Source organism: Streptomyces sp. SAS_270 (genome assembly GCF_052543295.1).
The window spans coordinates 1-14,135 of sequence record NZ_JBMNDS010000087.1 but is presented as its reverse complement, the minus strand read 5'-3'; the positions used below and the strand labels follow the sequence as shown (position 1 = coordinate 14,135).

12 protein-coding genes are annotated in these 14,135 nt (G+C 69.8%); 2 read left to right on the top strand and 10 right to left on the bottom strand.

Going from position 1 to position 14,135, the window contains the following annotated elements; translation table 11 throughout:
• On the top strand, positions 1 to 1,279 hold a 1,279-nt coding region (locus ACN6LB_RS38195; protein ID WP_445029865.1), incomplete at its 5' end, for an MFS transporter.
• 390 nt (positions 1,280 to 1,669) lie between these two features.
• Positions 1,670 to 2,677 carry a sigma-70 family RNA polymerase sigma factor gene (locus ACN6LB_RS38190; RefSeq protein ID WP_445029864.1) on the top strand — a complete coding sequence of 336 codons (1,008 nt, stop codon included), beginning with the start codon at positions 1,670 to 1,672 and terminating at the stop codon, positions 2,675 to 2,677.
• Here the strand turns inward: ACN6LB_RS38190 and ACN6LB_RS38185 are convergent.
• The 10 genes from ACN6LB_RS38185 to ACN6LB_RS38140 all read right to left on the bottom strand — a co-directional run bounded on the left by ACN6LB_RS38185 (position 2,570) and on the right by ACN6LB_RS38140 (position 13,915).
• Entirely contained in the window at positions 2,570 to 2,956 is a 387-nt protein-coding gene (locus ACN6LB_RS38185; RefSeq protein WP_445029863.1) for an STAS domain-containing protein, read from the bottom strand. The two genes, ACN6LB_RS38190 and ACN6LB_RS38185, sit on opposite strands and share 108 nt — an antisense overlap.
• A gap of 89 nt (positions 2,957 to 3,045) precedes the next feature.
• A complete protein-coding gene (locus ACN6LB_RS38180) occupies positions 3,046 to 4,329 on the bottom strand; it encodes a thymidine phosphorylase (RefSeq protein ID WP_445029862.1) in 1,284 nt (427 codons plus the stop codon).
• A gap of 86 nt (positions 4,330 to 4,415) precedes the next feature.
• The gene (locus ACN6LB_RS38175; RefSeq protein ID WP_356147217.1) at positions 4,416 to 4,829 is read right to left on the bottom strand and encodes a cytidine deaminase; all 414 of its coding nucleotides are present in this window, start codon (positions 4,827 to 4,829) and stop codon (positions 4,416 to 4,418) included.
• On the bottom strand, positions 4,826 to 6,091 hold the full coding sequence (locus tag ACN6LB_RS38170) for an ABC transporter permease (RefSeq protein WP_445029861.1): 1,266 nt from the start codon (positions 6,089 to 6,091) through the stop codon (positions 4,826 to 4,828). The genes ACN6LB_RS38175 and ACN6LB_RS38170 overlap by 4 nt, the downstream gene beginning before the upstream one ends.
• A complete protein-coding gene (locus tag ACN6LB_RS38165; protein WP_445029860.1) occupies positions 6,088 to 7,218 on the bottom strand; it encodes an ABC transporter permease in 1,131 nt (376 codons plus the stop codon). Before ACN6LB_RS38165 ends, ACN6LB_RS38170 begins: the two co-directional genes overlap by 4 nt.
• A complete protein-coding gene (locus ACN6LB_RS38160) occupies positions 7,218 to 8,864 on the bottom strand; it encodes an ABC transporter ATP-binding protein (RefSeq protein WP_445029859.1) in 1,647 nt (548 codons plus the stop codon). The genes ACN6LB_RS38165 and ACN6LB_RS38160 overlap by 1 nt, the downstream gene beginning before the upstream one ends.
• A gap of 253 nt (positions 8,865 to 9,117) precedes the next feature.
• A complete protein-coding gene (locus tag ACN6LB_RS38155) occupies positions 9,118 to 10,176 on the bottom strand; it encodes a BMP family lipoprotein (RefSeq protein ID WP_445029858.1) in 1,059 nt (352 codons plus the stop codon).
• 312 nt (positions 10,177 to 10,488) lie between these two features.
• Positions 10,489 to 11,550, bottom strand: a complete 1,062-nt coding sequence (locus ACN6LB_RS38150; protein WP_445029857.1) for a BMP family lipoprotein — start codon at positions 11,548 to 11,550, stop codon at positions 10,489 to 10,491.
• A gap of 357 nt (positions 11,551 to 11,907) precedes the next feature.
• Positions 11,908 to 13,128 carry an amidohydrolase gene (locus ACN6LB_RS38145; protein WP_445029856.1) on the bottom strand — a complete coding sequence of 407 codons (1,221 nt, stop codon included), beginning with the start codon at positions 13,126 to 13,128 and terminating at the stop codon, positions 11,908 to 11,910.
• A 319-nt stretch (positions 13,129 to 13,447) separates the two neighbouring features.
• On the bottom strand, positions 13,448 to 13,915 hold the full coding sequence (locus ACN6LB_RS38140) for a MarR family winged helix-turn-helix transcriptional regulator (RefSeq protein ID WP_356131943.1): 468 nt from the start codon (positions 13,913 to 13,915) through the stop codon (positions 13,448 to 13,450).
• Positions 13,916 to 14,135: the final 220 nt, after the last annotated feature.

The following is a 14,135-nucleotide window of genomic DNA, read 5'->3' as shown; positions in this document are numbered from 1 at the left end:
GGCGTCCACGACGGTGGACGCCCCCACCGCCGCCGTTCCCGCCGCCGCCTCCGTCGCCTCCATCGACCTCGACTCCCGTATGGCCCCCGGCGGGCCCGGCTATCGGCGGATGAGCTTCGCGCTCTTCCTCGCCGGGGTCACGACCTTCGCGCTCCTCTACTCCACGCAGGCCCTGCTGCCGCTCGTCTCCTCCGACTTCGGGGTGAGCGCGAGCCGGGCGAGCTGGACGGTGTCCGCGGCGACGGGCGCGCTGGCGCTGTTCGTCCTGCCGATGAGTGCCCTTTCGGAGCGGTTCGGGCGGCGTACGGTGATGACGGCGTCGCTGGCGATCGCCGTGACGGTCGGGATGCTGGTCCCCTTCGCCCCCTCCATCGGCGCGCTCATCGCGCTGCGGGCCGTCCAGGGTGCGGCGCTCGCCGGGCTTCCCGCCTCGGCCACGGCGTACCTCGCGGAGGAAGTGCGGCCCAAGGCGCTGATCACCGCGATCGGGCTGTTCGTCGCGGGCAACAGCGTCGGCGGGATGAGCGGACGGGTCATCACCGGGTGGGTCGCGCAGGAGTGGGGCTGGCGGGTCGCCGTCGGCGTGATCGGGATCGTCGCGGTCGGCTGCGCGATCGCCTTCCGGCTGCTGCTGCCCGCGCCGCGGCACTTCGTGGCGGGGTCGCTGCGGCCGCGGGTGCTGGCCCGTACCGTCCGTGACCACCTCGCGAACCCCCTGCTGCGCCGGCTGTACGCGATCGGTGCGCTGTTCATGATGGTGTTCGGCGGGGTCTACACGGTGATCGGGTACCGGCTGACCGAGGCGCCGTTCTCCTTGCCGCAGGGCATCGTCGGGTCGATCTTCCTGGTGTACCTGGTCGGTACGGTCTCGGCGTCCACGGCCGGGAAGCTGGTGGGCCGGCTCGGGCGGCGCGGGGCGCTCTACCTCGCGGGCGGCACCACGGCCTCGGGGCTGCTGCTGTCGCTGGCCGACTCGCTGGTCGTCGTGCTGCTCGGGCTGGTGCTGATCACCGCCGGGTTCTTCGCGGGGCACGCGGTCGCGTCGTCGTCCGTGAGCCATACGGCGAAGCGGGGACGGGCGCAGGCTTCGGCGCTGTACCAGTCGGCGTACTACGTCGGGTCCAGCGCGGGCAGCACGCTGGGCGCGGTCGCGTTCCACTCGGGTGGGTGGGGCGGGACGGTGGGGCTTGGGTTGCTGGCGGTGCTCGGGGTCGTGGGTATCACGGTGGCGGGGTCGCATGCGGCACGGCGGTCGTCGCCGGCCGGCGTGGGCGCCTGAGGCCGGGGCGCCTGCGGGCAATCGTGCCGCCAAGGGCGGCTGACCACCCAGCAGCGGGGGCACGCGTGACGCCGGGGGCTGGCAAAGCTTCGTCACTGCGGGCAATCGTGCCGCCAGGGGCGGCACGGGTGGGCGCAGCGGCACCCCGTAAACGCCGGGCTGCGTGACCCACCCCTGCCCAGGACCCGCGCCGGGTAACCGAGCAAAGCCAGGGGGCACCCGGGGATTGCCCACCCACCCACCCAGGTACCCGGGGTTTGCCCGCCCACCCCCGGTGAGCTGGGGGTTTTCGTGGTTGGGGGGCCATTGTCAGTGGGCTGCGGTAGCTTCCGGGGTGTCGGCACAACGGTGCGTCGGCACGACGGAGACAGCCACAGGGGTGGGTTGGCCATGAGCGACGGTACGGCGACGAGCACGGACCTCGACGTCCGGCTGGAGAAGCACCGGGTCGAGCTGACGGGGTACTGCTACCGGATGCTGGGCTCCTCCTTCGAGGCCGAGGACGCCGTGCAGGACACGATGGTCCGCGCCTGGCGCAGCTACGACAAGTTCGAGGGCCGCTCCTCGATGCGGTCCTGGCTGTACCGGATCGCGACGAACGTATGCCTGGACATGCTGAACGCGGGAAACAAGAGGGCCCGGCCCATGGATCTGACAGCACCCTCGCCGCTGGCCCAGGCGGCGCTCACCCCTCGCGCGGACAACACCTGGCTGGAGCCGATGCCCGACGCCCGGGTCCTGCCGACGGTCAGCGACCCGGCCGAGGCCGCGGTGGCCAAGGAGTCGGTGCGGCTCGCGTTCATGGCCGCCCTGCAGCAACTGCCGCCCAAGCAGCGGGCCGTGCTCATCCTGCGCGAGGTGCTGGCGTGGAAGGCCGCCGAGGTCGCCGAGCTCCTCGGTACCACCGTCGCCTCGGTCAACAGCGCGCTCCAGCGGGCCCGCGCGACCCTCGCCGAGAGCGACGCCACGGGTGCGGAGGCGGCCACCTCCGACCCGCTCGACGAGGAGCAGCAGAAGCTTCTGGAGCGCTATGTCGCGGCGTTCGAGGGGTACGACATGACGGCGCTGACCGCGCTCCTCCACGAGGACGCGATCATGACGATGCCGCCGTTCGACCTGTGGCTGCGCGGCACGGACGACATCACCGGCTTCATGACGACGCTGGGCGCACCCTGCGAGGGCTCGCGTCTGGTCCCGGTCGAGGTCAACGGACTGCCGGGCTTCGCGCAGTACAAGCCGGACCCGGAGTCGGGTGGCTATGTGCCGTGGGCCGTGCAGGTGCTGGAGATCTCAAAGGGGCGGATCACCGGGTTCCACTGCTTCCTGGACACCGCCCGCTGGTTCCCGCTCTTCGGGCTGCCCCTCAGCCTCGAAGCGGAGGCCGACCAGGTCGAGTAGGGCGCGCAGGGCCGGGTCGGGTCCCCGCAGCCGTATCCGGCCCCCGGCCCGCCGGGCGGCGAGCTCCAGTCTGGCCAGTACGTCGACGGCGGCCAGGCCCGGCGGCCCGATGTCCGCGACATCGCAGACCACGACCCCGTCCCCGGTGGCCTCCAGCAGTGCGCGCACGTCGTCGCAGAGCCGGGGTACGTCGTCCCGGTGGACGGGTCCCGGCAGGGCGAGTACGGCAGGTGTCGTGGCATCCACGCTCGGTAGACCAGCCGGGGGCGCGGAACTCATCGGCGGACGGTGCGTCACCGGCTCCGGCATGCCGAACGGGACCGGCGGAGGTCCACCGGTCCCGTCCAGACGCAAGGAGACAGCGCAGGTCAGGCGATTCGCTCCAGGACCACCGGGGCGGCCTTGAAGTCCGTGCCCGCGGCCGCGATGTCGTACGAGCCCTCGACGGACTGAAGGGCGTACTCGAAGCGCTCCGGGGTGTCCGTGTGCAGGGTCAGCAGGGGCTGGCCCGCGGTGACCGTGTCGCCGGGCTTGGCGTGGAGTTCGACGCCCGCGGCGGCCTGCACCGGGTCCTCCTTGCGGGCGCGTCCGGCGCCCAGGCGCCAGGCGGCGATGCCGATGTCGTAGGCGTCGAGGCGGGTGAGGACACCGGAGGAGGGGGCCGTGACGACGTGCTGCTCGCGGGAGGTGGGCAGTTCGGCGTCCGGGTCGCCGCCCTGTGCGGCGATCATGCGGCGCCAGACGTCCATCGCGGAGCCGTCGGCCAGGGCCTTCGCCGGGTCGGCGCCCTTCACGCCCGCCGCGTCGAGCATCTCGCGCGCCAGGGCGATCGTCAGCTCGACGACGTCGGAGGGGCCGCCGCCCGCCAGGACCTCGACGGACTCGCGGACCTCCAGGGCGTTGCCCGCCGTGAGGCCGAGAGGGGTGGACATGTCGGTGAGGAGGGCTACCGTCTTCACGCCGTGGTCCGTGCCGAGGCCGACCATGGTGGAGGCCAGTTCGCGGGCGTCCTCGATGGTCTTCATGAAGGCGCCGGTGCCGACCTTCACGTCCAGGACCAGCGAGCCGGTGCCCTCGGCGATCTTCTTGGACATGATGGAGGAGGCGATGAGGGGGATCGCCTCGACCGTGCCGGTCACGTCGCGCAGGGCGTAGAGCTTCTTGTCGGCGGGGGCCAGGCCGTCGCCCGCCGCGCAGATCACCGCGCCCGTGGTGTCGAGGACGTGCAGCATCTCCTCGTTGGAGAGCAGCGCGCGCCAGCCGGGGATCGACTCCAGCTTGTCGAGGGTGCCGCCGGTGTGGCCGAGGCCGCGCCCGGACAGCTGCGGGACGGCAGCGCCGCAGGCCGCCACGAGCGGGGCCAGCGGCAGCGTGATCTTGTCGCCGACGCCGCCCGTGGAGTGCTTGTCGGCGGTCGGGCGGGACAGCGCGGAGAACTCCATGCGCTCGCCGGAGGCGATCATCGCGGCGGTCCAGCGGGCGATCTCGCGGCGGTTCATGCCGTTGAGCAGGATCGCCATGTTGAGGGCGGCCATCTGGTAGTCCGCGACCTCGCCGCGGGTGTACGCGTCGATGACCCAGTCGATCTGCTCGTCGCTGAACTCACCGCGGTCGCGCTTGGTGCGGATGACGGAGACTGCGTCCATGGCCATGGCTTTCCTTCCGAAGACTTCGAAAATCCGCGGCCCCTCCCGATCGGTCGTCCATCGTCCGATCGTCGGGAGGGGCCGCACAGGCGTTACTTGGTGAGGTACTCCGGCCCGAAGGCCTGCGGCAGCATCTCGGAGAGCGGCAGGATTCCGGCCGGGGTCTCCAGGATCAGTTCGGGCCCGCCGAACTCGTAGAGCAGCTGTCGGCAGCGCCCGCACGGCACGAGGATCTCGCCCCGCCCGTCGACGCAGGTGAAGTGCGTCAGGCGGCCGCCGCCGGTGTTCTGCAACTGCGAGACCAGTCCGCACTCGGCGCACAGTCCGAGCCCGTACGAGGCGTTCTCGACGTTGCAGCCGGTGATGACGCGGCCGTCGTCGACGCGCGCCGCGACTCCGACGGGGTAGCGCGAGTACGGGGCGTACGCACGGGACATGGCGTCCCGCGCGGCGGCGCGCAGGGCCTCCCAGTCGACGGTCACGGAGCCCTCGTCGGCGGAGGTCACTTGCCCTGTCCCTTGCGATAGGGCAGGCCGTCGGCCTTCGGCATCCGCAGGCGCTGCGCGGAGAGCGAGAGGACCAGCAGGGTGATGACGTACGGCGTGGCGGTGACGATCTGGCTGGGGACCTCGTCCGTCAGGGCGTACCAGAGGAAGACGAGCACGCCGATCACGAGAGCGATCACGGCGGGCACCAGCTTCTTCTGGATCAGCAGCCAGATCGCGCCGATGACCAGCAGGAGAGCGCCGAGCAGCAGCAGCGCGTGGACGTTTTCCGAGCCGCCGCGCAGGTGGAGGCTGTCGGTGTAGCCGAACAGGCCCGCACCGAGGGCGAGTCCGCCCGGCATCCAGTTGCCGAAGATCATCGCGGCGAGACCGATGTAACCGCGGCCGCTGGTCTGGCCCTCCAGGTAGAAGGGGTTGGCGACGATGGAGAGGAAGACTCCGCCGAGGCCGGCCAGACCGCCGGAGATGATGACGGCGAGGTACTTGTACTTGTAGACATTGACGCCGAGGGACTCGGCGGCGACCGGGTTCTCACCGCAGGAACGCAGGCGCAGACCGAAAGAGGTGCGCCACAGGATCCACCAGCTGGCGGGAACCAGCGCGATGGCGATCAGGGTCAGCCAGGACACGTTGGTGACGAGACCGCCGAGCAGGCCGGCGATGTCCGAGATGAAGAACCAGCCCTTCTCGTTGAGGGTGCTGAGTCCGTGCGAGAGCCCTGGCACGGTGAAGTCGCCGAGTGAGTCGACCGGCGGGGACTGCTTCGCCGAGCCGCCCTCCTTGCCCTCGAAGGCGAGCGGGGCGAGGTAGCGGGTGGCGCCGAGCGCCAGGATGTTGATGGCCACACCGGAGACGATGTGGTTGACGTTGAAGGTGATCGTGACGATCGCGTGCAGCAGGCCACCGATGCAGCCGCCGATGATGCCGATGACGACACCGGTCCACGGGCCCCACTGGTAGCCGGCCCAGGCGCCGAACCAGGTGCCGAGGATCATCATGCCTTCGAGGCCGATGTTGACGACGCCCGCGCGCTCGGCCCACAGACCGCCGAGACCGGCCAGGCCGATCGGGACGGCCAGTTCGAGAGCGGTGGACATCTGGCTGACGTTGGTGATGCCGTCGGCGCCGGTGATGATGCGGACGATCGAGGTCAGCGCCAGGGCGCCCGCGATGACCAGCAGAAGGGCGGGCAGCGACATTCGTCGACCGCTGGGCGCCGCGGGCTGCAGCGTGGGCTGGTTGACGTCGGTTGCGGTGGTCATCGGCCCGCCACCTCCTTCTTGGTGTTGTTGTCAGAGGAGGCGCCGAGGACGTTGCCCGCGGCGAGCTCCGCGCCGACGCGGCGCTGCTGGCGACGGAGACCCCACTCGCGTACGCCCTCGTACGAGACGACGACCGCGATCACGATCAGGCCCTGCATGATGACCGCGATCTCTTTGTCGTAGCCGTGGAAGTCGAGTTCGGGCGAGGCCTTGTCGAGCCAGGCCCAGAGCAGGGACGCGAAGGCGATGCCCGTCGGGCTGTTGCGGCCCAGCAGGGCGATGCCGATGCCGATGAAACCGATGCCGGTCGGGAAGTTCAGGCTGTAGGTGTGCGAGTCACCGAGCAGGATCGGCAGGCCCGCGAGGCCCGCCAGGCCGCCGGAGAGCAGCATGGCGGTGAGCACCATGCGCTTGGGGTTCACACCACTGGCCGCGGCGGCGGACTCGGAGGCGCCCGAGGCGCGCAGGTCGAAACCGAAGCGGGTGCGGTTGAGGACGACCCAGTAGCCGATGCCGAGCAGGGCGGCGAGGATGACCAGGCCGTAGATCTCGCCGGCGTCGCCCATGTTGAAGCCGGGCACCCAGCCGGACTTCTTCATCCCGCCGGTGGTGTTGTTGTTGCCGGCCTTGACGCCGAAGACGTCGGGCAGCCACAGGTAGGCGATCACTGAGGTCGCGATCGCGTTGAGCATGATCGTCGCGACGACCTCGCTGACACCCCGGGTGACCTTGAGGACGCCCGCGATGCCGGCCCAGAACGCGCCCGTGAGGATCGCGGTCAGCATCAGCAGCGGGACCTGGAGCACCGCGGGCAGCGCGACGTGGGCGCCGACGACCGCGGCCATCATGGCGGCGAGCTGGTACTGCCCGTCCACGCCGATGTTGAACAGGTTCATGCGGAAGCCGACGGCCACCGCGAGGGCCGCGATGTAGTACAGGGTGGCCTGGTTGATGATCAGGACCTGGATGTCGGAGAACGTGGCCTGCTCGAACATGATCGAGTACGGCTCGAACGGGCTCTTCCCCGAGGCGAGCAGCACGACCGAGGTCAGCGCCACGGCCACGACGAGCGCGATGACCGGCCCGGCCACCGCGAGGAGCAGGCGCTCCTTGTCGAACTTCTTCATCAGCGGGCCTCGTCTTCCGGGGCGTCTGCCGGGGTCTCGGCGGGCTCTTCGAGCTCTGCCTGCTCGGCGAGCTCTTCGTTCTCCAGGTGCCCGGAGGCGGCGCCGGTCATGGCCGTGCCGAGCTCCTCCGGGGTGATGGTCGCCGGGTCGGCGTCCGCGACCAGCTTGCCGTTGTAGATCACCCGGAGGGTGTCGGACAGGCCGATCAGCTCGTCCAGGTCGGCGGAGATCAGCAGGACGGCCAGGCCCTCACGGCGGGCCGCACGGATGTGGTCCCAGATCGCGGCCTGCGCGCCGACGTCCACACCGCGGGTGGGGTGGGCGGCGATCAGGAAGCGCGGCTGGTGGCTCATCTCGCGGCCGACGATCAGCTTCTGCTGGTTGCCGCCGGAGAGGGAGGCCGCGGTGACGTCGATGCCGGGGGTACGGACGTCGTACTCCTCGACGATCCGGCGGGTGTCGGCCTGGGCGGCCTTCGGGGCCAGCCAGAAGCCCTTGGCGTTGGGCTTCTCGGTGACATGGCCGAGGATGCGGTTCTCCCAGAGGGGGACCTCCAGGAGCAGGCCGTGGCGGTGGCGGTCCTCCGGGATGTAGCCGATGCCCTCCTCACGGCGCTTGCGGGTGGGCAGCGAGGTGATGTCGTCGCCGAGGAAGCGGATGGTGCCCGAGTCCGCGGACTTGAGGCCGATCAGCGCGTCGATGAGCTCGGTCTGACCGTTGCCCTCGACACCGGCGATGCCCAGTACCTCGCCCGCGTGGATCGTGAACGAGATGTCGTCGAGGAGACGCCGTACGGAACCGCGCTTGACCTCGTCCATGAGCAAGCCGGCCGACGATTTGCCGGTCGACACCATGCCCGAGGCGTAGACCGTGAGGTCCTCGACCTCGATCACGGCCTTGTCGGTGACCGTCGACTCCGCGGTCTCCGGCGTCGGCAGTTCGCTGCCGACCATCAGCTCCGCGAGCTGGCGCGGGGTGGTCTCGGACGGTACGGCGGTGCCGACCGTGGTGCCGCGCCGGATCACCGTGATCTCGTCGGCGACCGAGAGGACCTCGCCCAGCTTGTGGGAGATGAAGATGACCGACAGGCCCTCGGACTTGAGCTCGCGGAGGTTCGCGAAGAGCGCGTTGACCTCCTGCGGGACGAGGACCGCGGTGGGCTCGTCGAGGATCAGGATCCTGGCGCCGCGGTAGAGGACCTTGAGGATCTCCACGCGCTGACGGTCGGCGACACCGAGTTCCTCGACGAGGACGTCGGGGCGCACGCCGAGGCCGTACCGCTTGGAGATGTCCAGGATCTGGCGGCGGGCCCGGCCGCCGATGCCGTACAGCTTCTCGCTGCCCAGGACGACGTTCTCCAGGACCGTGAGGTTGTCGGCGAGCATGAAGTGCTGGTGGACCATGCCGATGCCGCGCGCGATGGCGTCGGCGGGCGAGGAGAAGACGACCTGCTCGCCGTCGACGGCGATGGTGCCCTCGTCCGGCTTCTGCATGCCGTAGAGGATCTTCATCAGCGTGGACTTGCCCGCGCCGTTCTCACCGACGAGGGCGTGGACCGTGCCCTGGCGGACGCTGAGGTGGATGTCGTGGTTGGCCACGACGCCGGGAAATCGCTTCGTGATCCCGGCGAGTTCGACTGCGGTCACCTGACCGTTGACCGCGCCGGCCGGAGGGCTGCTGGACGCGTTGATGGCGCACTCTCCTGAGGGAAAGGGGGTCGTCTACGCGCGTAGCGCCCCTACGGCAACGAAAGGGGCGACGCGCCGCAAGAACGGGGTGCAGGGAGCAGACTCCCCGTACCCCGTTGAGCGGACGTAACCCCGCGGTTACTGGGCGGCTCCGGGGAAGGCCGGGCGGGAACTTCCCCGGGACCGCTTGCTGCTCCTGAGGTTCTGCTCGTCAGCTGGTCTTGACCTTGATCTCGCCGCTGATGATCTTCTCCTTGGCTGCCTTGACGGCGTCCTGGATCGCGGTGTTGCTCTGGTAGACCGGGTTGGAATCGGCCAGGCCGACCTCGCCGGACTTCAGGTCGCCCCGAACGATACCGCTCTCGGGCTTGCCGTCCTTGACCGACTTCGCGAGGTTGTAGACCGCCTTGGCGACATCCTTGGTCGCGGAGGTCAGGATCGAGTCCTTGTACTTCGCGAGGGCTTCCTGCTTGTACTGGTCGGAGTCGACACCGATCGCCCACACCTTGCCGGCGGACGCGGCCTCGATGACACCCTGACCGGAGAGACCGGCCGCCGCGTAGACGACGTCGGCCTTCTTCTCTATCTGGCCCTCGGCGGCCGTCTTGCCCTTGTCGGGGCTGGAGAAGCCACCCTCCTGCGCGGTCTGCGTCAGGTACTGCGAAAGCACCTTGACCTTGCCGCCGCTGGTGTCCTTGACACCCTGCTCGAAGCCCGCCTCGAACTTGTGGATGAGCGGGACGTCCACGCCGCCGACGAAACCGACCGTGTTCGTCTTGGTGGCCTTGGCGGCCGCGACACCGGCGAGGTAGGAGGCCTCCTGCTCGGAGAAGACCAGGTCGGCGACGTTCTTCGACTCGACCGTGGAGTCGTCGACGATGCCGAAGGTGGTGTTGGGGAACTTCGCCGCGGCCTCCTTGACGGCCGGGCCGTACGCGTAGCCGATGCCGATGACCGGGTTGTAGCCCTGCTTGGCCAGCGAGACCAGACGCTGCGTCTTGTCGGCGTCGGTCTCACCCTCGGTGGGCTCGACGTCGGCGGTCTTGTACTTGAACTCGCTCTTCGCCTGCTCCAGGCCCTTGAACGCGGCGTCGTTGAAGGACTGGTCGCCCTTGCCGCCGACGTCGTACGCGATGGCGAGGCCCTTGGCGCCGCCCTTCGACGCCGACGAGCTGCTGCTGTCGCTGGAGGTACCGCCACAGGCGGTGAGGGCGAGGGCGAGCGAGGCGGTCGCAGCGCCTGCGAGCGCGATGCGGGGAACCCGGCGCATGTGTTGTGCTCCTGTCGTACAAGCGCCTGGCGGAACGTCTTCGGCGCTGGCTTCGCCGCAGATTAACGCGCGTAGACCAACTAGAAAACCCCTTCTGTCCACCTTGTTATCCGGCTGTGCCCGACGCCAGCGGTCCGCCGGGCACAGCCTTGCCTACCGCAAAGGCCCGGTAGCGCTGGGTGACCTGCGCGGGGGACCCTCGACGGCCCGCGGGGAGCCATCGGAGAAGCCTCGGGAAACGTGGAAGCGGGCGGGCACCAGGGGTGCCCGCCCGCTTCCATGCGACTTGGGCGATTTTCGCCCGTTCGGCTGCTACGAGGTCTTGACCTTGATGGTGCCGGCGATGATGGCCGCCTTGGCCTTGGCGACCGCGTCGGTGAGCCCGGCGATCTCGGCCATCTTCGGGTTGCTGTCGGCCAGGCCGACGCCGTTCACCTTCAGGTCGAAGGTCTGCGTGCCCGTCAGCGGCTTGCCCTCGTGGACCGACTTGGCGAAGGAGTACACCGCACCGCCGACGTCCTTGAGCGCCGAGGTCAGGATGGAGGCCTTGTACGCGGCCAGCGCCTTCTGGTTGTACTGGTCGGAGTCGACGCCGATCGCCCAGACCTTGGCCTTGGAGGCGGCCTCGATCACGCCCTGACCGGAGAGACCGGCCGCCGCGTAGAGGACGTCCGCCTTCTTCTCGATCTGACCCTCGGCGGCGGCCTTGCCCTTGTCGGGGCTGGAGAAGCCACCCTCCGCGGCGGTCTGCGTCAGGTACTGCGAGATGACCTTGACCTTGCCACCGCTGGTGTCCTTGACGCCCTGCTCATAGCCCGCCTGGAACTTGTGGATCAGCGGAACGTCCACGCCGCCCACGAAGCCCACGACGTTCGACTTGGTGGCCTTGGCCGCCGCGACACCGGCGAGGTACGAGGACTCCTGCTCGGCGAAGACGAGCGAGGCCACGTTCTTGCCCTCGACCACGGAGTCGACGATGCCGAAGCTGGTCTTCGGGTACTTCTTGGCAGCGGCCTCCAGCGCGGGGCCGTAGGCGAACCCGATGCCCACGACAGGGTTGTAGCCCTGCTTGGCCAGCGAGACCAGGCGCTGCTCCTTGTCGGCGTCGGTCTCACCCTCGGTGGGTTCGATGTCGGCGGTCTTGTAGCCGAACTCCTTCTGCGCCTTCTCCAGGCCGGAGAAGGCGGCGTCGTTGAAGGACTGGTCGCCCTTGCCGCCGACGTCGTAGGCGATGGCGAGGCCCTTGCCGCCGGAGCCCTCGCTGCTGCTGCTGCCGCTGTCCTTGTCACTACTGGTGCCGCCGCAGGCTGTGGCGGCGAGTGCGAGCGACGCGACCCCCACCGCGACGCGGGTCAGGCTGGAAATTCGACGCATCGGAAGTTCCCCATTCTCCAAAGCCCCGCAGTGGGTGCTGAGTTCGGCGCACATTAACGCGCGTAGACCCCGCAGGGAACGGGGTTTCGCCTGGCCGTTATCCATTCGTGCCGATGGCCGGTTACGCCCTTGTGAACCATGGGATCGAATGGTGCTTTTGTGGATACAGCACCCACCACGCCCGTCACCCACCGTTTACGGTGGGTGAGGTCTGCGTGACGGGACGGACGCCTGCGGACGGCCGAAAAGGACTGTGGCCGCGGATGGTGGGCCGCGGGTCGTGGACGATTTCGGCACCACGCTACTGCCGAGGGGTGAGGGGCGCGACTGGACTCGCCCACCCGTGTCTGCGGCTTTTCAGGCTCCGGTGTCGAGCAGCGCCGCCGCCGTGAACATCTCCACGCCCACCGTGATCGCCGACTCGTCCGCGTCGAAGTCGCCCTGGTGCAGATCGCGGCCGCCGCGCTCGCCGGGCGTACGCACGCCGAGGCGGGCCATGGCGCCGGGCACGTGCTCCAGGTACCAGGAGAAGTCCTCGCCGCCGAGGCTCTGCTCGGTGTCCTCGATGGAGTGCGGGCCCCGGCGGGCGCTCATCGCGTCCCGCAGCAGATCGGTCACCACCGGGTCGTTGACGACCGGCGGGACGCCGCGGATGTAGTTGATCTCGGACTTGGCGCGGTAGAGGTTCGCGATCTCGTCGATGGCGGCGTGCACGAGGTCGGGGGCGTGCCGCCAGGCGTCGAGGTCGAGGCAGCGCACGGTCCCGGAGAGCTCGGCGTGCTGCGGGATCACATTGCACGCGTGCCCCGACTCGATCCGGCCCCAGGTGACCGCGAGCCCGCTGCGGGCGTCGACGCGGCGGGCGACCAGCGCGGGCACGTCCGTGACGACGCGGGCCGCGGCGGTGACGAGGTCGGTGGTGAGGTGGGGGCGCGCGGTGTGGCCGCCCGCGCCGTCCAGTGAGACTTCGAGCCGGTCGCACGCGGAGGTGATGGCGCCGTGCCGCAGTCCGATGCGCCCCGCGTCCACCTTCGGGTCGCAGTGCACGCCGACGATCCGGCCGACCCCCTCCAGGACGCCCGACTCGATGGCGTCCGGCGCGCCGCCGGGCAGCACCTCCTCGGCGGGCTGGAAGATCAGCCGAACGGGGCGCGGAAGTTGCCCGTTGCGGTGCAGCTCGGCGAGGACGAGCCCGGCGCCGAGGACGACCGTGGTGTGCACGTCGTGCCCGCAGGCGTGGGCGCGGTCGGGCACGGTGGAGCGATAGGCGCAGTCCGCCTTGGTGTCCGGGATGGGCAGCGCGTCGATGTCGGCGCGCAGCGCGAGCATGGGGCGTACGCCGTCCCAGTCGCCGATGTCACAGATGAGACCGGTTCCGATGGCGAGCACACGGGGCTTGAGGCCGGCCTGTTCCAGGCGCGTCTTGATCGCCGCGGTGGTGCGGAACTCCTGGTTGCCGAGCTCCGGGTGCATGTGCAAGTCGCGGCGGAACGCCACGAGTTCGGCGCGCAGTGCCTCGGGCAGCGCGCCGGGGAGCACCGCATCCCCGGGGAGGTCGGCCTCGGACTCTCGGGACATCAGTTGGTTCACCCTCTGAAGGGTAGGGCGACGGGACGGCCAACTGACCCACGATCAACAAAAGTTCAGCCCGTTAGGGGAAGAAAATCTGGCCGTACGACGCATAGCTATCGGTGGGGATGGGTAAACTCGCCCGGCTTTCCGGCCGGTTGGATCTTGGTCCCGCCGATCGGTGCTTCCGGTGACCGGACCTTGATCCCGCCGCCCGGCACCCCGGTGGCCGGACCCTGGTCCCGTCGAACGATTCGCGTTCCCAGGACTCCACGGTCCCACAGATCGCACGCCGGTTGCGGGCGCGCGCTCCGCGGTCGAGCGGCCCTCAAGAAGCGCCGCCCTCCATTGACGGCCGGAGCCGGCTCAGCAGGGCGTAGAGCGTGGCGCGGTCGTCGTCGTTCAGGGTGTCCAGGGCGCCGTGCGTGGCCTGCATCTCGGCGCGCACGCGGCGGATCGTCTCGCGGCCCTTGTCGGTCAGGACGACGTTCTTGACACGGCGGTCGGTGGCCGAGGGCTCGCGGTGGACCAGGTCCTGCTTCTCCAGGCGGTCCACGATGCCGGTGACGTTGGAGGCGTCGCAGACCAGGCGGTCGGCCAGGCCCCGCATGGGCAGCGGTCCGGCGACGACCAGCTGGGCGATGACCCTGGCCTGCATGCCGGTCATCCCGTGGCGTTCCGCCGACCCGACGAAGTCCCGCCATTGGGCGGTGCCGATCGCCGCCAGGAGTTCCAGGAGGTCGAGCTTGGCGGGAACGGCGACGGAGGCGGCGGCGTGCGGAGTGCTGGCGCTCATACGCAGGACTGTAACCCACGGTACTTGAGTACTTCAAACATTAACTTGACTACCTAAAGCTTTTGGGCCTACCTTCGGGGAGTTGCTTGAGGACTTCAAGCTTTCAGTACATGAAGCAAGACGAAGCAAGGCCCGGAGGCCCCTTCCCATGAGCTCCACCAGACCCACCGGGGTCTCTACCGATGCCGCGCCCGCCGCGCCTGCCGCGGGCGCGTCGGGC

Bases quoted from the DNA above. Each gene is read 5' to 3' on its own strand.
- ACN6LB_RS38165 (WP_445029860.1), bottom strand. From the start codon at position 7,218: ATGAAGAAGTTCGACAAGGAGCGCCTGCTCCTCGCGGTGGCCGGGCCG.
- ACN6LB_RS38170 (WP_445029861.1), bottom strand. From the start codon at position 6,091: ATGACCACCGCAACCGACGTCAACCAGCCCACGCTGCAGCCCGCGGCG.
- ACN6LB_RS38155 (WP_445029858.1), bottom strand. From the start codon at position 10,176: ATGCGCCGGGTTCCCCGCATCGCGCTCGCAGGCGCTGCGACCGCCTCG.
- ACN6LB_RS38190 (WP_445029864.1), top strand. From the start codon at position 1,670: ATGAGCGACGGTACGGCGACGAGCACGGACCTCGACGTCCGGCTGGAG.
- ACN6LB_RS38150 (WP_445029857.1), bottom strand. From the start codon at position 11,550: ATGCGTCGAATTTCCAGCCTGACCCGCGTCGCGGTGGGGGTCGCGTCG.
- ACN6LB_RS38145 (WP_445029856.1), bottom strand. From the start codon at position 13,128: ATGTCCCGAGAGTCCGAGGCCGACCTCCCCGGGGATGCGGTGCTCCCC.
- ACN6LB_RS38185 (WP_445029863.1), bottom strand. From the start codon at position 2,956: ATGAGTTCCGCGCCCCCGGCTGGTCTACCGAGCGTGGATGCCACGACA.
- ACN6LB_RS38140 (WP_356131943.1), bottom strand. From the start codon at position 13,915: ATGAGCGCCAGCACTCCGCACGCCGCCGCCTCCGTCGCCGTTCCCGCC.
- ACN6LB_RS38180 (WP_445029862.1), bottom strand. From the start codon at position 4,329: ATGGCCATGGACGCAGTCTCCGTCATCCGCACCAAGCGCGACCGCGGT.